Annotated in this window: 18 protein-coding genes; 8 read left to right on the top strand and 10 right to left on the bottom strand. The window is 67.8% G+C overall.

Annotation, left to right across the window (positions count from 1 at the left end; genetic code table 11):
• The first annotated feature begins 126 nt into the window (after positions 1-126).
• Positions 127-1,620: a MocR-like pyridoxine biosynthesis transcription factor PdxR gene (pdxR, locus tag ABLE92_RS01375; RefSeq protein WP_348802718.1), complete on the top strand. Its 1,494-nt coding sequence runs from the start codon at positions 127-129 to the stop codon at positions 1,618-1,620.
• Positions 1,621-1,677: 57 nt separating this feature from the next.
• On the opposite strand, the gene ABLE92_RS01380 is transcribed toward pdxR, so the two are convergent.
• Together ABLE92_RS01380 and ABLE92_RS01385 are read right to left on the bottom strand one after the other, a co-directional pair.
• Positions 1,678-2,490: an isoprenyl transferase gene (locus tag ABLE92_RS01380; protein WP_348802719.1), complete on the bottom strand. Its 813-nt coding sequence runs from the start codon at positions 2,488-2,490 to the stop codon at positions 1,678-1,680.
• Positions 2,491-2,531: 41 nt separating this feature from the next.
• Positions 2,532-3,605 carry an ABC-2 transporter permease gene (locus tag ABLE92_RS01385; protein WP_348802720.1) on the bottom strand — a complete coding sequence of 358 codons (1,074 nt, stop codon included), beginning with the start codon at positions 3,603-3,605 and terminating at the stop codon, positions 2,532-2,534.
• A gap of 65 nt (positions 3,606-3,670) precedes the next feature.
• On the opposite strand from ABLE92_RS01385, the gene ABLE92_RS01390 reads away from it, so the two are divergent.
• From ABLE92_RS01390 to ABLE92_RS01400, 3 genes are all read left to right on the top strand, one after another.
• Positions 3,671-4,120: a MarR family winged helix-turn-helix transcriptional regulator gene (locus tag ABLE92_RS01390; protein ID WP_348802721.1), complete on the top strand. Its 450-nt coding sequence runs from the start codon at positions 3,671-3,673 to the stop codon at positions 4,118-4,120.
• Positions 4,121-4,205: 85 nt separating this feature from the next.
• Positions 4,206-4,871, top strand: a complete 666-nt coding sequence (gene trhA, locus ABLE92_RS01395; protein WP_348803195.1) for a PAQR family membrane homeostasis protein TrhA — start codon at positions 4,206-4,208, stop codon at positions 4,869-4,871.
• 110 nt (positions 4,872-4,981) lie between these two features.
• On the top strand, positions 4,982-6,598 hold the full coding sequence (locus tag ABLE92_RS01400; RefSeq protein ID WP_348802722.1) for an alkaline phosphatase D family protein: 1,617 nt from the start codon (positions 4,982-4,984) through the stop codon (positions 6,596-6,598).
• Between the two features lie 36 nt (positions 6,599-6,634).
• Here the strand turns inward: ABLE92_RS01400 and ABLE92_RS01405 are convergent, their stop codons facing one another.
• From ABLE92_RS01405 to ABLE92_RS01425, 5 genes are all read right to left on the bottom strand, one after another.
• Positions 6,635-7,729, bottom strand: a complete 1,095-nt coding sequence (locus tag ABLE92_RS01405; protein WP_348802723.1) for a 3-deoxy-7-phosphoheptulonate synthase — start codon at positions 7,727-7,729, stop codon at positions 6,635-6,637.
• Positions 7,730-8,003: 274 nt separating this feature from the next.
• Positions 8,004-10,595, bottom strand: a complete 2,592-nt coding sequence (locus tag ABLE92_RS01410) for a PEP/pyruvate-binding domain-containing protein (RefSeq protein WP_348802724.1) — start codon at positions 10,593-10,595, stop codon at positions 8,004-8,006.
• Positions 10,592-11,566, bottom strand: a complete 975-nt coding sequence (locus ABLE92_RS01415) for a DUF7064 domain-containing protein (protein ID WP_348802725.1) — start codon at positions 11,564-11,566, stop codon at positions 10,592-10,594. Before ABLE92_RS01415 ends, ABLE92_RS01410 begins: the two co-directional genes overlap by 4 nt.
• Positions 11,567-11,624: 58 nt before the next feature.
• Complete coding sequence (locus ABLE92_RS01420; RefSeq protein ID WP_348802726.1) at positions 11,625-12,254, bottom strand: TetR/AcrR family transcriptional regulator; 630 nt, start codon at positions 12,252-12,254, stop codon at positions 11,625-11,627.
• Positions 12,255-12,325: 71 nt separating this feature from the next.
• Entirely contained in the window at positions 12,326-12,772 is a 447-nt protein-coding gene (locus ABLE92_RS01425; protein ID WP_348802727.1) for an Lrp/AsnC family transcriptional regulator, read from the bottom strand.
• A gap of 97 nt (positions 12,773-12,869) precedes the next feature.
• On the opposite strand from ABLE92_RS01425, the gene rocD reads away from it, so the two are divergent.
• The 3 genes from rocD to ABLE92_RS01440 all read left to right on the top strand — a co-directional run bounded on the left by rocD (position 12,870) and on the right by ABLE92_RS01440 (position 16,454).
• Positions 12,870-14,945, top strand: coding sequence for an ornithine--oxo-acid transaminase (gene rocD, locus ABLE92_RS01430; protein ID WP_348802729.1), 2,076 nt, complete (start codon positions 12,870-12,872; stop codon positions 14,943-14,945).
• A gap of 64 nt (positions 14,946-15,009) precedes the next feature.
• A complete protein-coding gene (locus ABLE92_RS01435; protein WP_348802730.1) occupies positions 15,010-15,630 on the top strand; it encodes a histidine phosphatase family protein in 621 nt (206 codons plus the stop codon).
• Positions 15,630-16,454: a patatin-like phospholipase family protein gene (locus tag ABLE92_RS01440; RefSeq protein ID WP_348802731.1), complete on the top strand. Its 825-nt coding sequence runs from the start codon at positions 15,630-15,632 to the stop codon at positions 16,452-16,454. Before ABLE92_RS01435 ends, ABLE92_RS01440 begins: the two co-directional genes overlap by 1 nt.
• Before the next feature lie 39 nt (positions 16,455-16,493).
• On the opposite strand, the gene ABLE92_RS01445 is transcribed toward ABLE92_RS01440, so the two are convergent.
• A complete protein-coding gene (locus ABLE92_RS01445) occupies positions 16,494-18,500 on the bottom strand; it encodes a thioredoxin domain-containing protein (protein WP_348802732.1) in 2,007 nt (668 codons plus the stop codon).
• 18 nt (positions 18,501-18,518) lie between these two features.
• On the opposite strand from ABLE92_RS01445, the gene ABLE92_RS01450 reads away from it, so the two are divergent.
• Positions 18,519-18,740 (top strand): PIN domain-containing protein, encoded by a 222-nt coding sequence (locus ABLE92_RS01450; protein ID WP_348802734.1) that lies wholly within the window; start codon positions 18,519-18,521, stop codon positions 18,738-18,740.
• A 17-nt stretch (positions 18,741-18,757) separates the two neighbouring features.
• On the opposite strand, the gene ABLE92_RS01455 is transcribed toward ABLE92_RS01450, so the two are convergent.
• Both ABLE92_RS01455 and mca read right to left on the bottom strand, forming a co-directional pair.
• On the bottom strand, positions 18,758-19,120 hold the full coding sequence (locus ABLE92_RS01455; RefSeq protein ID WP_348802735.1) for a hypothetical protein: 363 nt from the start codon (positions 19,118-19,120) through the stop codon (positions 18,758-18,760).
• Positions 19,117-19,983 (bottom strand): mycothiol conjugate amidase Mca, encoded by an 867-nt coding sequence (gene mca / locus ABLE92_RS01460; RefSeq protein WP_348803196.1) that lies wholly within the window; start codon positions 19,981-19,983, stop codon positions 19,117-19,119. Before mca ends, ABLE92_RS01455 begins: the two co-directional genes overlap by 4 nt.
• Positions 19,984-19,992 lie beyond the last annotated feature (9 nt).

Raw genomic sequence — 19,992 nt, forward strand, 5'->3', positions numbered from 1 at the left:
ACGAACCATTCTTCCCTCAGGTTTCGCCCGTCCCACGTGGTTCTCGTTGTTCGACAACACCCCTCACCGGCGGACTATCGTCGATCCGGGTACCGTCGGAGTGCATCAGAATCGAGGGTCAATTCGGTGACAGATCAACAGGCCATTCGCGGGCCCGATCCGTGGGACGAGCTGGCGGCACGGCTGGGCACCGATCTGTTCCTGGACCTGCAGCCGGATCCGTCCACGACGGCACGCGGTCGAGGCGCCCAGTTGCGGCGCCGACTCGCCGATGCGCTGCGCGATGCCATCGCCGACGGCCGACTCCCGGCCGGCACGACGTTGCCTCCGTATCGGTCGCTGGCCGCCGACGTCGGCCTGTCGCGCGGCACGGTGACCGCGGTGTACAACGAACTCGTCGCCGAGGGGCGCCTGATCGCACGACAGGGATCGGGGACCACAGTGGCTGCCGGGGCCGCCCGTTCGGTGGAAAGCCCCGGAAGCCACGTTCCATCGGCTACCGCCAGTGTCAGACACGACTTCTCACTGGGTCAGCCCAACGCGTCGTTGTTTCCGCGAGCCGAATGGGTGGCCGCGACCCGCCGTGCGCTCGCCGAGGCACCCGATGCAGTGTTCGGGCCGTCACCACCGAACGGCAGCGAACGCCTACGAACCGAACTCGCGCACTATCTGTCCCGGGCCCGCGGGGTCCGCACCACGCCGGACCGCATCGTGCTGACCACCTCGGTGATGAGTGCGCTCGAGCTTCTCGGACGCACCGTCCTCGGCCGACGCATCGCGGTCGAAGGTTACGGACTACCGTTCCACCGCGACGTCATTGCGCGTCAAGGGGTTTCGATCGAGCCCATCCCTGTGGATCATCACGGCGCCGTCGTCGAGGATCTCGTCGACCGGGATGTCTCCGCCGTTCTTCTCACACCGAGCCACCAGTTTCCCCTGGGCGTTGCGCTGGAACCCGACCGCCGCCGCCAGGTGATCGAGTGGGCACGCCGCAGCGATGCACTGATCATCGAGGACGACTACGACGGCGAGCTCCGTTACGACCGCGAACCCGTCGGCGCCCTGCAGGGGCTCGCGCCGGAACAGGTGATCTACGTCGGCTCGGTCAGTAAGAGCCTGTCCCCCGCGGTGCGGATCGGATGGATCGTCTTGCCGCCTCGCCTGGTGGACACGGTCATGTGGGCCAAGGGAATTCGCGAACCCGATGCGAGCGTCGTCGATCAGCTGGTGTTGGCCGACATGATCGCCACGGGGGCTTACGACAAGCACATCCGACGCAGCAGGCAATTCTATCGTCGCCGCCGTGACACGCTGATCACCCGTTTGGCCGAACAAGGCATCACCGTCGGCGGAATTCCGGCGGGCCTGCACGCCGTCGTCGGAATGGGTCACGACGCCGAGAGCCGGGTGCTGAACGCCGGGTGGGACCGCGGTTTCTCGCTCGTGGGCCTCGACTCGCTCCGCCATCCCGATGCACCGGCGGTCATCGACCGGGACGGCAACCCCGGGGGTGGCATCCTCGTCGGATTCGGTACCCCGGCCGCATCGACATTCGACACCGACGTCAACGCACTGACCGAACTCATCACGAATGGCAGCCCGCCCGGCCCGCTCGAGTGAAACGACATCACCTGGCGTCACGCCTCTGCGTGACCTCAATTCCGACCGGAGCCAAACTCACTTCCCGAACCGACGACTCCTCGCCGCGTAATCACGAAGTGCGCGAAGGAAATCCACCCGCCGAAACTCCGGCCAGTACGCGTCGGTAAACCAGATCTCCGAATACGCGCTCTGCCACAACAGAAAACCGGACAACCGCTGCTCCCCCGAGGTCCGGATCACCAGATCCGGATCGGGCTGCCCCTTCGTATAGAGATTGCGATCGATCCCCTCGACAGTGACCGCGCCGATCATCTCCTGCGGGGTGGCACCGGCATCGGCGGCATCGGTCAACAACGCCCGCACCGCGTCGACGATCTCCTGACGCCCGCCGTACCCGACGGCCACGTTGACGTTCATTCCGGTACGTCCCTGCGTCCGCTCCGACGCCGCACGCAACCGCTCGGCCACCGCCCCGGGCAACTGATCGAGAGTGCCGACGATGCGAACGCGCCAGTCTCCGGCCGGGACGTCATCGTCGGCCCCGTCGCCGACGGGCCCGGAGATCTCGTCGACGATGTCGGGCACGATCTCCATCAGGGCGTCGAGTTCCTCGGATTCGCGTTGCAGGTTCTCCGTCGACAGCAGGTAGATGGTGACGGTCTCGATGTCGAGTTCCGAACACCAGCCCAGCATGTCGGCGATGCGCCGGGCCCCGACCCGGTGACCGTGACTGACATCCTCGAATCCGGCCTCACGCGCCCAGCGCCGATTGCCGTCACAGATGATCGCGACGTGCTGCGGCAGCCGGGTGGTGTCCATGAGTTGGACCAGCCGCCGCTCGTAGACGCTGAGCATCGGTCCGCGCAGACGATCGGGAAGCAGTTTCATCGCGACCAGATTAGCGCTCGACGCTGACACCGCCGCCACGCTCAGGCAACTACGTCCTCGGCGAGTTCCTCCTCGGCGGCCGGCGACAGTGCGGCACGCTCGTGCCGACCGGCCGAACCCCCGGGCGCGGCGACCTCTGGATACCGACGACGCTCCACGGCCGCGGCCACGCCGACCAGCGCCACCCCAGCGATCAGCCAGCCGATGATCTTGGCGACCTCACCGCCCACGCCGACCTGCGGGAAATACGCGAGATCACGAGCCGATTCCTGGAAGCCGGCACCGATCCAGAAGTCGTGCAGCACCCCGAAGAACCGGGGCTGCAACTGCGGCGGGAACACGCCGCCCGAACTGGTGAAGTTCAGTCCGACGAAGATCGTCACCATCGCCAGCGTCGTGAAACGCCCGATCAGCGGATGCAACCCGACCGCGAAGAGCATGGTGGCCAGGGCATACGGAATCGCCAACCCGAACATCTCCCACTCGGCGCCGGGCAGCGCGTCGAATCCCCACACCGCGATCGCCGAGATCACCGCCGCCACCAGCACCGATGCCACGACGGCGATCCCCGCGCGGACCCGTATGTCGCGGCCGCCCGCGGCCACCGCGATGGCGATACCCGTGCCGTACGACCCGACCGTCAACGCCACCAGGAAGAAGAAAATGCTCTGCCCGGACGGATCACGGGTGGCATCGACGGGCACCACGTCGACGATCCGTAGCGGCTGGTCACGGGCGATGGTGATGGCGGAGAAGATGCGTTCGACGGTGACGGCCGTCGGGTCGCCCGCCGCCGTCGACACCATCAGCTGCGCGGTCGGCCGGTCCGGAACGAACGCGGCAACGATCTCGCGCCGTTCGATCGCGTCGCGCGCCGCATCCACACTGTCGACGGTGCGCACGGACACCTTGTCACCGAGTTTCTCCTGCAACTGCTGCGCCGTCACCGCGGTCTGCATACCCGACCCGACCACATCGATGCGAAGGCCCTGCGGATCGGGCTTGTGGAACCCGCCGAGATAACACAGGGCCATGACGATGCCGATCACGAACGGCACCGCCACATGCGACGCGATCGTCTTGATCGGCAGCGGCGGCGTGGGCGCAGCGGACATGTCGCTCTCCTCCAGAGGTCAGCAGAGTTGCATTATGCAACTCCGTTGAGTTGTAGAATACAACCATGGATGCCGAGCCGCAATCGACGACCGCCGAGCAGGTCGCCCACGAACTGGTGACCCTATCCCGGCGCCTCCGGAACGGGGCTCGGGAAATCTACGGCGATGCCGGGTTGACCTTCGTGGAGTACTCGCTGCTCAGCCTGGTCGCCGACAACCCTGGCATCAGCGCCTCCGACCTCGCGCGCGCCGCCCATATCGACAAGTCCACGGCGAGTAGACAACTGGGCGAGTTACGACGCCGCGAACTGCTCACCCGCAGTGACAATCGCGAGTCGCCGCGCACGCAGGCGCTGGAGATCACCGACTCTGCACGCGATGTCCTCGATCAGATCCGACACCGCAGCGGCGTCGAGATCGCCTCGCGATTGACCGATTGGCCGACGCACGACATCGAGCAGTTCGCCGCACTGCTGCGCAGGTACAACGGTTCCGAACCACTCCCACCACGGTGACCACGCGCACCGGACAGCGTGGTGGTGATCGACAGATCATCCCGTCCGCCCACTAAGTTACGGTACCGTAGGTTTCGTGACCTCGATGCTGCCGCCACACCTCGCCGACCGACCACGGTTACGCGGCGTCATCCACCAGTACTCGGCCTACGTCGCCGCGATCTGCGGTGTCGCCGTGATCGTCGGTGCGGCCTTTCTGCGCGGTACCGGCGCGGCACTGGCCTGCGCCATCTACGCGCTCACCGTGTTCGGTGTCTTCGCGGTCTCGGCGAGCTATCACCGCATCCCGTGGAAGACCCCGCGCGCGCAGATCCGCATGAAACGCGCCGACCACTCGATGATCTTCCTGTTCATCGCCGGCACCTACACCCCGTTCTGCGCGGTCGGCCTGCCGTCCCCGGCCCGATGGTGGGTCCTCGGGATCGTCTGGGCCGGGGCACTGAGCGGCGTCGTCCTCAAACTCGCCTGGCCGGCCGCTCCCCGATGGCTCGGGGTTTCGCTCTACGTCCTGCTCGGCTGGGTGATCGTCGCCGTCGCACCGACCCTGGTGGCCCACACGAGCATCACCGTCATCGTCCTGCTCGCCCTGGGTGGCATTTTCTACACCGTCGGCGGCATCCTCTACGCCGCCCGCTGGCCCAATCCGTGGCCGACACATTTCGGGCACCACGAGGTCTTCCACGCCTGCACCGCCGTCGCCGCGCTGCTGCACTACATCGCGGTGTGGCTGGTGCTGGCCTACGCGATCTGACGGCAGATCTGACAGCCAACCTGACGCCGACACGCGTCTTCACCTCGTCCTCACCCCACGGTTGACGGTGGGCCGATTCGGCGTCATCCGGCACTGGTCGGCTGAGCCGCATGCCCGGTGCACAACTCTCGACCCTGCGCGTGGGACCCGACAAGGTGGTCCGTGGCGGCCTCACCCGTCGCCGATTCCTCACCTGGACCGGTGTCGCCGCCGGACTCGCCACCGCACCGACCCTCTTCGCCACCGACGCGGCGTCGGCGCCCGCACCACGCGCCGGCGGGAATCCGTTCACCCTCGGTGTGGCCTCCGGCGATCCCCTCCCCGACGGCATCGTGCTCTGGACCCGCCTCGCCGTCGATCCCCTGGCCCGCGCCGGCGGCATGGGCGCGGCGTCGCATCGGGTCGACTGGGAACTCGCCGCCGACGAGGGCATGCGGATCGTGCTGCGACGCGGCACGGCGACGGCCACCGCGCGCGGCGGTCACAGTGTGCACGTCGACGTCCGCGGACTCGCTCCCGCGACCGACTACTTCTACCGATTCCGGGCGCTCGGTGAGACGTCACGAATCGGACGCACCCGCACCGCACCGGCCGCGGGATCACCGACGGGGCAACTGACCGTCGCGATGGCCTCGTGCCAGTCCTGGGCCGACGGCTTCTACAATGCCTTCGCCGACATGGCAGCCACCGCACCCGACGTGATCGCGCACCTCGGCGACTACATCTACGAGAAGCCCATCCCGCCCGATGGCGGTGCCCGCGCGACGACGGCCATGCCGGCCTCCGCGCATCGGGAGTGTGCGACCCTCGACGACTACCGCGACCGGTACGCGCTCTACAAACTCGACGCCGATCTGCAACGCGCACACGCCACCAGCCCGTTCATCACGATCTTCGACGACCACGAGGTGGACAACAACTGGGCCGGCGACATCCCCGAGGACGATCAGCCGATACCGAAGTTCGTGACCCGTCACGCCCAGGCGATCCGAGCCTGGTGGGAGAACACACCCACCCGGGTCTCCGCGCCCGGCAACGGTTTTCGCGCCTACCGCCGATTCGTCTTCGGTGACCTCGCCACCGTCAGCGTGCTCGACACCCGGACCTACCGCAGCGATCAGGTCAACGGCGACAACGACACCGGCCAGAACGCCGCCACCGCCGACACACGTCGCACCATCACCGGTGCGGCACAGGAACACTGGATTCTCGACGGGCTATCCGCGAGCCGGGCTCGCTGGAATGTGCTCGCGCATCAAACGCCGATCGCCGATCTGGCCCACGACGACAACGGAATTCGCGCCGCCAGCATGGACGGGTGGAGCGGATACGAGGCGTCGCGCGCCCGAATCCTCGATGGCGCCCGCCAGCGCAGGGTGGGAAACCTCGTGTCCATCGTCGGCGACATCCACCGAAACATCGTGTCGGAGTTGCGATCCACCTACACCCGCCCGTCCCCCACCGTCGGGGTCGAACTCGCCGGCACCTCGATCGCCTCGGGCGGCGACGGGCAGGACAGCGACGACCAGGACCGCGCACTCAAAGCCGGGTCACCGCACATCCACTTCGGCAGTTCCCAACGCGGGTATGTGCTGCACCGGATCACCCACGCACAGTGGCAGGCCGAATTCCGCGTCACCCCGACGATCGGCGATCGGGGCGCGCCGCTGCATCGTCGCGCGCTCGTCACCATCCCCGACGGACGGCCCGACATCGACGTGATCTGAGGTCGGGTCAGCCGATCGGCGTGGGCGCCACCATGATCAGGCCTGAGCCAGCTCCGCCAGCACCGCGGCGCTGACCTCCCAGTCCATGCATTTGTCGGTGACCGACTTGCCGTACACCAGCGGCGTGGCGTCGGGTGACTGCGCGCCCGCCTCGATGAAGCTTTCCAGCATCACACCGCTGATCTGCGACTCCTGGCCTGCCGCGCGTCGCGCGCGGACCGACGCCGCGATCTCGCGGGCGACCTCGGCCTGACGGACGTGGTCCTTACCCGAATTGGCATGGCTCGCATCGATCATCACGCGCGCCGGCAGACCGGCCTGCGCCAGCGCGGCGACCGCGGTGGTGACCGAGTCGTCGTCGAAGTTCGGCCCGTGGGTTCCGCCGCGCAGGATGATGTGGCAGTCGGCGTTGCCCGCCGATTCCACCAGCGCGCCGTGCCCGAAGTCGTCGACGCCGAAGAAGACATGCTGTGCAGCAGCCGCTTTCACACCGTCGATGGCCACCTGCACATTGCCGTCGGTGCCGTTCTTGAAACCGATCGGCATCGACAGACCCGACGCCAACTGCCGGTGCACCTGCGACTCGGTGGTGCGGGCACCGATGGCTCCCCACGCCACCGCGTCCGCGATGTACTGGGGGCTGGTCGGTTCGAGGAATTCGCATCCCACCGGGAGTCCGAGGTCGATGATGTCGAGCAGCAACGAGCGCGCGGTGCGCAGGCCCCGCTCGACGTCGTAGGTCTCGTCCATCCCGGGATCGTTGATCAGGCCCTTCCAGCCGACCGTGGTGCGCGGCTTCTCGAAGTACACCCGCATGACGATCTTGAGCTTCTCGGCGTAACGCTGCGCGAGCGGTGCGAGCCGTCGGGCGTAATCGAGGGCGGCGATCGGATCGTGCACCGAACACGGCCCGACGACGACGAGCAGGCGGTCGTCGGTGCCGGCGAGGATCGCGGCGATCTCGTCGCGATCACGCTGCACGGCCAGCGCCCGACGGGGGGTCAGCGGCAGTTCGGTGCGGATGCTGTCGGGCGAGGGAATGGCCCGGAACGCTTTGATCCTGCGGTCCGAGGTGGATTCGGCAGCGATCGTCGATGCCGATGTTCGGGGCAGATCTCCGAGGGTGGTCACGTGGGTGCCTTTCGCGGTGGGGGCCTGTCGTGGATCTCGGGCCCGCCCGCCTCGATCTCGCCGGAAAGCCCTTGACATGACAAGAGCAGCGACCTGATGGTCACTGCTCGGGGCTCCGGGTTGAGGTTGTGCGACGCGGTCAGCGCTTCATCGCAGGCTCACCCGGAGCCTCGATAAAGAAACGCCAATAGGCGCGCACGGTGCTGATCACGTCAGCGACGATACCACGGCCCCGCCCGGGTGCCCAAAGACACCCGGGGCGGGTCCCACCACATCAGACGACCGCGGACGCCTCCCGCCCACCATCGGGCACACCCGCGATGACATCGGTGATCGGGTCCTCGACGACGGTGACGACCCCGCGTCCCCCGTCGACCTCGACCACGGTCTCGGCCGCGAACCTCGAGACGGCGTGCGGGATGCCGGTGACGGTGGGTATCCCGTATTCGCGGGCCAGGATCGCGCCGTGACTCAACACGCCACCGGTTTCGGTGATGAGCCCGCCGAGGAGCGGGAAGACCGCGGTCCACCCCGGATCGATGTTCTTGGCGACCAGGATGTCACCGGCCCGGACGTCGGCGAGCTCGGTGATGTCGGTGACCGCGCGGGTCGGTCCGGTGGCCACACCGCGCGCGGCCGCGACACCCACCAGCCCGTCGGTGTCGTCGTCGGTGGGCGCGTCCCCCTCGGCGATCTCCCCCTCGGTTTCGACGTCGTCGAACAGGTAGGTGGCCGGTAGCCGATTGCGGTAGGTGAGGTAGTTCTGCCGTCGACGCTCGAGTTGCTCGGGGTCGATCGGCACACCCACGCCCTCCCACCGCGACAACGCACCCCACCATTCGGTGTCGGTCAGCAGGAACACGTCGTCGGCGTCGGCGATCACGCCGGCCTCGACGAGATCGTACGCCCGCGCCAGGATCAACGACCGGGCATGTGCGAGAAGGTAATCCAGCAGGTACCGCTGATTCTCGCGATACACGGTGAATTCCTGCGTCCACCGGATCGCCCACTCGAGGATGCCGGTGCGGATCCGTCCCAAGGGTCCACGCCCGGCCCGGCCCAGCACCGTCGACATCGCCTCGGCGCGAAGCGCAGCGGCCCGCGATTCGCCGACGTCGGGATCGGCCGCACCGCCGAGGACCTGGGCGCGCACGAAACCGAAGATCACCTCGGGCTGTTCCCGCCACCGGAGTGCGGCCACATCACGGCTGTCCGCACGGTGCCCGTGACGGGCGAGAAAGGCGTCGAAACGTGTCCAGAACGAGTGGTCGTCGGTGTCGCGGCGCAGTGCCGCCCAGTCCTCGGTGGTACCGATCTGCGCGGCGAACTCGCTGTCACGCAACGCCGTCCGGGCCAGTTGGTAGATCTCCCGGTTGATCTGTGCGGTGCGGGTGCCGGGCAGACCGCTGATCAGGTCGGTGTAGAGCCGACCGTCGTCGTCGCCCACCCACGCCGCCAGCAGTTGCGGCAACAGCCGGTGCAGCATCGTGTTGTGCATCCCCATACCCCAGCGCAGCAAGCGGAAATGCTCGACACCCATCGACTCGAGTTCATCGTATTGCCGACGCCACTCCGTCGAGTCCAGGGCCCGATAGTCCTGGGTGAGCAGGGGCGCGACGACGCTTTCGACCCGCTCACCGTGGTGGCGCATCCCGGCGAGGTTGGCGTGCTGGCCCGCGCGGTCACGATCCCGGCGGAACGAGCGCGCGATCTCCAGTGTCAGCCGCGGACTCCAGTCCGCGGATTCGATGTGGCGCAACCACATCGGGGTGAACCACGCCGAGAAGACACCCTCGCGCATCCCTTTCGGCAACGAACGGGCCATGCCGACGGCGTAGTCTCCGTCCATGTACATGTAGCCGTTGAACAGGATGAACGGTTCCCGCGCCGCGAGGTCGGCCCGCTTCTGCAGACGCGGCAGTTCGACGAAGAGCGGGATGTCCATCCACGAGTTGATCACCGCGGACGACAACGGCAGCGAGTACTCGGATTTGTATTCATCGCCCCAGCGGCGCGAGAAGACCGTGGTGGGATCGACACTCGGGATCGCCGTCATCGGACGATCCTGCAGCACGTAGACCTGACCGTCGCAGACCGCCCATTCGATGTCGCGGGCTTGGCCGATCCGCGTGCCCACGGTACGCGAGATCGCATACAGCGCAGCGATTCCCGCCTCGTCGAGAGCCGGCCGGGTGCGCCGGGACTCCGCCACCGGGCGGGTCTGCAGACCGTCGGAGTACACCGTCTCGACCTCTTTGCTGGCGATCCGCCGGTGCCGGACACTGCCATCGGATCGCTGCAGAACGATGTGGTCGGGGTCGACGATGCCGGAGACGACGGACTCCCCCAATCCCCATGCCGCGTCGATGACGATCTCGTCGGCGAAGGGCCGGTGCGGATTGGCGGTGAGCATGACTCCGGCGGCGTCGGGCATCAGCATCCGCTGCACGACGAGGGCGATGCCGCCGGCGGCGTCGATGTCGCGCTCGCCGCGGTAGACCTCGGCGCGGTCCGCGGCGTGCGCATCCCAGCAGCGGCGGACCGCGGCGGCGAGTTCCTCGGGTGAGCCGACGCCGAGCACGGTCTCGTACACCCCCGCGAACGAGGCACCGTCGAGATCCTCGGCGACCGCCGATGAGCGCACCGCCCAACGGGATTCGGGCCACACCGACGCGATGTCGCGCCACCACCGGGTCAGCGCATCGAGACAGCGCCGGCGGGCCACCTCGTCGCGGGAATCGCTCGCCGGGATCACCCAGGCGTCCGGGACGGGCAGCCCGGCGCGCAGCAGCCGGACCAATCCCAGGGTCTTGCCGCCGACGTCGTCGATACGCCAGTGCGATTCGGCGGTGACGCGGGCGATCATCGAATCCGGCCCATGATCGAACGGGCCAGGACCGGGGCGAGGTCGGGCAGCCGGCGCAGCGCGGCTCCGGTTCCGGCGTGCCATGCGTGCTCGAGCACGCCGGCGCCGGTGCGGGTGACGCCGTCGATCTGCATCTCGAATCGGGCGTGGGTTTCCTGCAGGAACAAACCCTTCTTCACCAGCGGGACCTGGGCCAGCGCGGTGGCGTGGATGTGGTGGACGTCCCCGCGCTCGTCGCACAACCGGATGTCGGCGGCAGCGGGGACGTGCGGGGTCCGGCCCCACGTGTAGTCGACCGAGGCGTCGGTCACCGCGACGTTCTCGCCGTCCCGGAACAGGAAGCCCGACGGCCCGTCCTGACCGGGGACCAGCGACAGGGTGACGTTGAACGCCAGGTCCGGACCGAAGTGCCCGGTGAGCCACTCCCAACCGCGGATGGCGCCCCATTCGCGCACTCCCCAGGACTTGTCCCGCTGCCCGAACGCGTCGACCCGGTGTTCGCGGCCGTTGACGGTGATGTGTCCGGTCACCGCACCGAACTGCTCGAAGTGGTGCGCACCCGAGGGTGCGGCGTCGTTGGTGTCGGCACCGGCCGGCGAGTAATCGTGCGGTGGTCCGAGCGCGGTGAAGGAGAGATCGACGCGGGTGCGGCCGGCGAGGTCGATGTGCCAGCGGGTCAACGGTTCTCGCATCGTGTACCCCAACGCGCCGACGCGCACGCCGCGTCGTGCCGGGGTGGTGCGTTCGGCGTCGTCGACGCGTACCCCGATGGCGGGATAGACGTATTCCAGTCGACCGTCGCGCACGGTGATGAGCAGACCGTCGGCCTTGCCGTCGGCGGGATTGAAGCCGATCCGGGTCAGCCCGAACGACTCCCCGTCGAGATCGGCCCAGTTGAAGTAGAAGCTCTCCTGCCATGCGGCCTCACCCGTGGGCGTGTGGGCTTCCTCGTCGGACATCGTGATCGACACGACAGCACCTCCATAGAGTAGTTGAGATCACTCTATGAGTTGTTTGTCAGATGTCAATCTATTCGGCGCGATCCACGTCGATTTCTCGGGAACCCGGGACACGCAGACCGTCGAGGACGACGTCGACGGCCAATCGCGCGACGTCCTCGCTCGACAACGCCGCCGACCCGCGGATCTCCGGGGCCGCGCTGGCCAGTCCGCCGATCCCCCAGGTGGTGAGGAAGAAGTAGACGGCCTCCACGGCTCCCTCGCGGACCACACCCGCCTCCTGGAGTTCGAGCAGTAGCGCCGCCGTCAACTCGCGGGTCGGGGTGATGTAGCGCTCGAGCATGTAGTCGAACCGGGGGCCCGGCCGTGACGACTCCTCTTGGATGACGCGTGCGAGCCCGGGATGTGCCAGCGTCGCGGCGACGTACTTGTGCATCGCGTGCCGCAGCAGTTCCATGGTGTCGTCGGGAACCTCGTCGGGTTCCATCGTCATCAGCGAGAACAATTGGGCGAAGCCATGATCCACCGCCGCGTACCACGCGGCCTCCTTGGATTGGTAGCGACTGTGGATCAGATTGTGGCTGATCCCGAGGTGCCGGCAGATCCCGCGCACACTGGTGCCCTCGAATCCGAGATCGGCGAACGCGTCGAGCAGACTTTCAAGGAGTTCGGTCTCCCCGATGACCATGGGACGAGGCACCCGACCAGTATAGGGACGCCCCGTGCGTCGCCCGGCGGTCACAACGGCGCGCGACCGGGCCGAGGTACCGATCAGGGATGACCCCGGTCGATGAGGTGGCTGAGCACGATGATCGACTCGGTCCGGTCCACCCCACCGGCCTGCCGAATCCGTTCGAGCGCCTGCTCGAGGTGGTGGACGTCGCGGGCCATCAAGCGCAGGATCGCATCGGCCTGACCGGTGATGGTGGCGGCACTGACCACCTCCTGGATCGGTTCCCAGGACGCGGCGAGCACCTCGGGCGAGATGTTGCCCCGGCAGAACACCTGGACGTAGGCCTCGGTGGTCCATTGCATGGCCGCCGGGTCGATGACGGTGGTGAAGCCCTTGATCACCCCGTCATCGAGGAGCCGATCGACCCGCCGTTTGACCGCGGGCGCCGACAGTCCCACCTCGTCGCCGATCTGCGCGTACGTCGCGCGGGCGTCGCGGGTGAGGCATGCCAGCACCTTCTCATCAAGATCATCGAGTCCGCGCAACGGATCGCCTTTCACGTACGGTTGAACAACGAATTGTTTCGTCAATGCGCAATGTACAGTGATTGATTGCATCCAGGGGCGCTTCTACCCTGGAATTATGACGCTGACGACGCCCTACTGCTCCGCGCCCTCGCTCCGGTCCGCGCGCACCCGGACCTACGCCATGACCCCGCCGGCCCACTACACGGTCAGCTATGCGATCAATCCGTGGATGGATCCGAGCATCCCGGTGAACACCGAACTCGCACTCGCCCAATGGAACACGCTTCGTGCCACCTATGAGTCGCTGGGTCACACCGTGCATCTGGTCGATCCGCAGCCGGGGCTGCCCGACATGGTCTACGCCGCCAACGGTGGTCTCGTCGTCGACGGCCGTGCCATCGCGGCCCGCTTCACCTTTCCCGAACGTGCCGCCGAGGCCGATCATTACGCCGCGTGGTTCCAGACGGCCGGCCTGACCGAGGTCCACCGCACCAGTGGTGTCCAGGAGGGCGAGGGCGACTTCCTCGTCGTCGGTGAACGCATCCTGGCCGGCACCGGTTTCCGCACCCATCCCGACACCCACGCCGAGATCGCCGCCCTCACCGGGCTGCCGGTGATCACCCTCGACCTCGTCGACCCGCGCTACTACCACCTCGACACCGCCCTCGGCGTGCTCGACGAGAACACCGTGGCCTACTACCCCGCCGCATTCTCCGAATCGTCGCGGCACCTGCTCGAGGAGCTGTTCCCCGACGCCATCATCGCCTCGGCCGCCGATGCCGAGGTCCTCGGCCTGAACCTGGTGTCCGACGGACATCACGTGGTGATGACCGACGCGGCACCACACCTGGCCGGATTGCTGCGCGACGCCGGATACGAACCGGTCCCCCTGGATCTGTCCGAGCTGCTCAAGGGCGGCGGCGGTGTGAAGTGTTGCACACTGGAGATGCGGCTCGCCGACACCGGTTCGTCGGCGGCCGGTACGGATGCGAGGGAGGCAACGATGCACTCTGCGACGGCAGAACCCCATGTGGCCCACAACTATTCACCGCTTCCGGTGACCGCGGCGACCGCCGAGGGCGCGTGGATCACCGACGTCGACGGACGCCGGTACCTCGACTGCCTGGGCGCGTACTCGGCGGTGAACTTCGGGCACCGCAATCCCGAGATCACCGCCGCCGCCATGGAACAGCTCGGTCGGGTGACGTTGACGAGCCGCGCGTTCCAGTCCGATCAGCTCGAGCCGTTCTGCGCGGCGCTGGCCACCCTCTGCGGCAAGGACATGGTGCTGCCGATGAACACCGGCGCCGAGGCCGTCGAGTCGGCGCTCAAGGTCGCCCGCAAGTGGGGCTACGACGTGAAGGGGGTGCCCGACGGGCAGGCCGAGATCATCGTCGCCGGCGGCAACTTCCACGGCCGCACCATCAGCATCGTCAGCTTCAGTGACGACGAGGATGCCCGCGGCGGATTCGGGCCCTTCACACCGGGTTTCGTGCGCGTGCCCTACGGCGACGCCACCGCGCTGGCCGACGCGATCACCGAGCGCACCGTCGCCGTGCTCGTCGAACCCATCCAGGGTGAGGCCGGCATCATCGTGCCGCCGGACGATTACCTGCCCACCGTGCGTCGACTCTGCACCGACAACGACGTGCTGATGATCGCCGACGAGATCCAGTCCGGCCTCGGCCGCACCGGCAAGACCTTCGCCTGCCAGCACTGGGATGTGGTGCCCGACGTCTACACCCTCGGCAAGGCCCTCGGGGGCGGCATCCTGCCGGTGTCGGCGGTGGTCGCCAACACCGATGTGCTCGGCGTGCTGCATCCCGGACAGCACGGCTCGACCTTCGGCGGCAATCCCCTGGCCGCCGCCGTCGGCCACACCGTCGTCCGCATGCTGGCCGAGGGCACCTGGCAGGCCCGCGCCGCCGACCTCGGCGAGTACATGCACACCCGGCTGCGCGAGTTCATCGGCAAGGGCGTGCACGCCGTGCGCGGCAAGGGACTGTGGGCGGGCGTCGACATCGACCCGGCGCTCGGCACCGGCAAGGAGATCTGCCTGCGACTGGCGGACCTCGGTGTCCTCGCCAAGGACACCCACGGCTCGACGATCCGTTTCGCGCCGCCGATCGTGATCACCCACGACGAGATCGACTGGATGATCGGGCGTTTCGCAGAAGCCCTGCAGGCCTGAGCCCGTAGATGGCCCGCTGCCGGGTTCCCGCCGCGACACGTGCGGTGCGACTACGCTGACGAGCGTGTCCACCGAACGTGTTCGTCGTCGAGTCCTGCTCATCCGTCATGGCCAGACCGAGTGGTCGTTGACCGACCGGCACACCGGCCGGACCGACATCAATCTCACGCCGCGGGGTGAGCAGGATGCGACGAGCCTGCGGGGAATCGCCGACCGCGTCGGCCTCGTCGAGCCGTACGTGATGGCGTCCCCGAGACGCCGTGCTCAGCGCACCGCGGAGTTGGCGGGCTTGACGGTCGACGAAACCAGCGAATTGTTCGCCGAATGGGATTACGGGCGATACGAGGGGCTGACCCGGATCCAGATCCACGCAGAACACGACCCGGAGTGGGCGATCTGGACGACGGGCGCGCCCGACGGCGAATCGGTGGAGCAGATGACCCGACGCGTCGACGCCGCCGTCGCACACGTCGAGGAGACGTGGGACTCACGTGACGTGATCATCGTCTCGCACGGCCACTTCTCCCGGTCGTTCATCTGCCGGTTCCTGCACTGGCCCATCGCCCAGGGCGCCAGCATCGACCTGCGTCCCGCCGGATCGGCGCTGCTCATCGACGCGGAGGGAGACCGTCGTCTGTCCGAACTGCTCCCGGCCGGACAGTGGGCATCCCCGACGGCGATCTGATGGCGCAATCGATCTCGCCGACCACCGTGGTCCTCGGCGGTGGCGGACTGGCCGGTATCGGCTGGCTCACCGGGGTTCTGGCCGCGCTGGAGGAAGACGGCGGCTTCCACCTCCGCGATGCCGACCGCGTCATCGGAACCTCGGCCGGTTCGGCAACCGCCGCGGCGATCCTGCAATCCGGTTCGGCCACCACACAATTCGACACCATGGTGCGCCGCTCACGCCGATCCGCCGAACTGACACCGACGGCCGATGTGGTCACCACCCTGACATCCTTCGTCGAGATCTCCACCTCCACCGACTCCGACGACGGCAAGGTCGCCAGATTCGTCGAGCTGTCCCGATCGATGGCGGGCGTCGAACCGGGCGCACGCCGCGCCGCCATCGAGTCCCGTCTGACCGACGACACCTGGCCGAGTTCCTTGGCCGTCACCGCGATGCGCGCCGATGGCCGCCGCGTGGTGTTCACCGCCACCGATGAGGTGAACCTCGTCGACGCGATCACCGCGAGTTGTGCGGTACCCGGATTGTGGCCCGCGGTGACCATCGGCGACGCCACCTATGTCGACGGCGGCGTCCTGTCGATCACCAATGCGGATCTGGCGGAACCGAATTCGCGGACGCTGGTGCTCGCACCGGTACCGGAGGATCCGCAGACCGCCACACCGGCGGTGGCCGCGGTACTGAGGGCCGCCACCGTGATCACCCCGTCGCAGCGCACCGTCGTCGGATTCGGCACCGATCCGTTCGACCCCGAAGTTCGAGGCGTGGCAGCGGTTCTGGGATACGAGGACGGCCTGGATTCGCTCAGCCGGCTTGCGTGACCGCGGCCGTTCACACCGCGCGCATGAGACCCCGTCGATTCACGGGCGACGGAAGGACTCCACGGTCAGCTCGTCGAGGCCGGTGACCGGAAGATCGCACACCGTACCGCGGCACACGTAGGCGGCGTCGGCACCGCCGACGGTCCCGCGGTCGGCCAGCAACGGATTCGAATCGCGTTTTCCGGCAACGATTGTCGTACCGCCGGGAGCGACCGCACGAGCACGCGCGGCCAACTCCCCCGCACTCCCCTGCGCCTGCGAGACCGCGATCTGCAGCGGACCGGCCACGACGGCCTCCGCGACGGCCAGCCAGTGGCCGCCCGAGCGGGCCAGTTTGGCCAGCACCACCGCACCCCGGGCCAGGGTGGCGTCGAGAAGTTCGGTGTAGCGTGATGCCGCCTCGACCGGGGCGAGTGTCGAGGCGACGAGCAGCGCCTCCGCCATCAACGAGGTACCCGACGGTGTGGCACCATCGATCGGATCGCGTGGGCGGGCGATCAGGTCATCACCGGCCGCGTCGTAGAAACTGCCCGGTTCCGCCGGGTCGGCGAACGTGTCGATCGTGACCTCGAGAACCGCGAATGCGGTGTCGTACCATTGCTTCTCGCCGGCCACCTGGTACAGCGCGAGCAGCGCCGTGACCAGCGCGGCATGATCGTCCAGCGCGGCGATCGGAGCGCCGACCCGACCACCCAGCGACGAACGGTGCAGCACCCCGTCGACGATGTGGCCGTCGACCACCTCGCGTGCCACCTCGGCGGCCAGATCAACCCAATCGGGGCGGCCCAGTCCCGCGCCGGCCTCGACGAGCGCGGTGATCGCCATGGCATTCCAGCCGGTGACGACCTTGTCGTCACGCTCGGGTTGTGGCCGACCGGCGCGCACCTCCAGCAGCCGACGCCGGATCTCGGCGTAGCGTGGCGCGTCGTCGGGGTCCGCCCGCAGTTGCAGCGTCGACGTACCGTGCTCGAAGGTGCCCGCCGCGGTCACCCCGAAAAGGTCTGCGGCCCAATGCCCATCGGTCTCGCCGAGGACCTCGACCAACTGAGCGGGCGTCCACACGTATGTCGACCCCTCGGTCCCGTCGGCGTCGGCATCCAGCGCGGAGGCAAAGCCCCCGGGCACCCGCAGATCCCGCACCAGAAACTCGACGATCTCACCGGTCACCCGCAGCGAGAACGCATCACCATCGATGCGCGCGAGATGCGCATAGGCCCGCAGCAGCTGCACATTGTCGTAGAGCATCTTCTCGAAATGCGGTATCACCCAGTCGTTGTCGACGGCGTACCGGGCGAAGCCGCCACCGATTTGATCGTAGATGCCGCCGCGCGCCATCACCTCACATGTGCGACGCGCGGCGTCGGCGGCGTCGGGTACCCCGGTGCGTTCGCTGTGGCGGATCAGTCCCTCCAGCAGCGCCGACGGCGGGAACTTGGGTGCACCACCGAATCCGCCGGATTCGCGGTCCTCGTCGCCCAGGGCGCTGGTGACCGCGTGGGCCAGCAACCGGTCATCGACCGGGATTGCCGCCGCGGGCAGTGCGGATGCGTTGGCAGTCAGGTGATCACGGATCTTGGCCCCGACGTCTCGAACCTCCTCGCGACGTTCGGTCCAGGCCTGCGTGATCGCCGTGAGCAATTGACGAAACGACGGCATCCCCGATCGCGGTGTCGACGGGAAGTAGGTGCCGCAATAGAACGGCTCCCCCGAGGGCAACAGGAAACACGTCATCGGCCAGCCACCCTGGCCGGTCATCGCGACGGTGGCATTCATGTAGATCGCGTCGATGTCGGGACGTTCCTCCCGGTCCACCTTCACGCACACGAAGTCGGCGTTCATCTGCTCGGCGGTCGCGGCGTCCTCGAAGGATTCGTGCGCCATCACGTGACACCAGTGGCACGCGGCGTAACCCACCGACAGCAGCACCGGCACATCACGACGGCGCGCCTCGTCGAGCGCGGCGTCACCCCATTCGTGCCAGTGCACCGGGTTCTGCGCATGCTGGCGCAGATACGGACTCGTGGACGCGGCGAGGAGGTTGGCCATGACTCCAGCGTGGCACGGGTGGTACTCACAGCCGTGCGGGCACTACCGAATTGCGACTTCTGGCCGGATACGGCGTCCTACGCCGACATCGATCTGGCTCATGTCCGGGGACATCGTCAGGTCACCGACGCCTACCTCGCGCGGCTTGCCCAACTCCACGGCGGCGTGCTCGCCACCTTCGACGAAGGCCTCGTCGCTTCGCTGCCCGACTGCACGGTACTGGTCGGCGCCGAGGACTGAGGGCACGTCACGCGAGTTCAGGACTCCGACGAGCGCCCGATTCCCTTGTCGGTCACGACTTTTCCGGGGACGACCTTCTCGGTGCCGACCTTCTCGCTGCCGACCTGCTCGCCGGCCGCACCGCGCGCCACGACCGACCCGGGCCCGTTGCCGCCGTCGAAATCGGTTCCCTCATCGAAGGCCTGATCGGCCTCGGGGTGATCGGTGTCGAAGGTCTTCGGAAGCTTCTTGAGCTGGCGATTCATCGACCAGATCAGCAGCGCCGTACCGACGAGCAGCAGAATGATGATGAGCAGCCCGAGGGGGGACGCCTTGCCGAACTCGGGGCCCTGCGGCTGTTCCTGCGCGGCCAGGATCGTGGTGTAGAGCGCGGAGGTCATCGCGGCACCTCACTGGTCGCGTCGACGCCGGTGAACAGATCGTTCTCCGGGATCGAGGTGGTCACCCGCGTCTGGGCGAGTTCGAATTCCTCGGTCGGCCACAGTCGTTGCTGCCATTCGAGGGGCACCGCGAAGAACATGCCGTTCGGATCGATCTGCGTGGCGTGGGCGCGCAGCGCGTCGTCACGTTGCGGGAAGTACTTGCCGCATTCGACCTGGGTGGTCACCCGCCCCATCAGGTCGCCGCGACTCGGGTCCCATTTGCTCAGCCACTCCTTGAAGGGGCTTTCCTGGCCGTGCCGCTCGAACTCGTCGGAGAACAGCACCATCCGATCCCGGATGAAGCCGTGCGTGTAATACAGCTTGGACACCGTCCACGGTTCGCCGGTTCCCGGATAGGCCTCCGGATCGCCGGCCGCGTCGAAGGCGGCGACCGACACCTTGTGGCACATGATGTGGTCGGGATGCGGATATCCGCCGTGCTCGTCGTAGGTGATCATCACGTGCGGGCGGAACTCCCGGACCACCTTGACCAGCGCCTCGGTGGGCACCTCCAGCGGCAGCGTCGCAAACGAACCCTCCGGCAGCGGCGGCAGCGGATCGCCCTCGGGAAGCCCGGAGTCGACGAACCCGAGCCACATCTGCTCGACGCCGAGCGCCGCCGCGGCCTTGGCCATCTCCTCCTTGCGGACCTCGCTCATCCGTTCCTTGACCCCCGGGCGATCCATCGCCGGGTTCAGGATGTCGCCGCGTTCACCGCCGGTGAGGGTGACGATGAGGACGTCATTGCCCTCGGCGGCGTACTTGGCGGAGGTACCCGCCCCCTTGCTCGATTCGTCATCGGGGTGCGCATGCACGGCCATCAGACGGAA

Source organism: Gordonia oleivorans, from assembly GCF_040044975.1.
GTDB classification, from domain to species: domain Bacteria; phylum Actinomycetota; class Actinomycetes; order Mycobacteriales; family Mycobacteriaceae; genus Gordonia; species Gordonia oleivorans.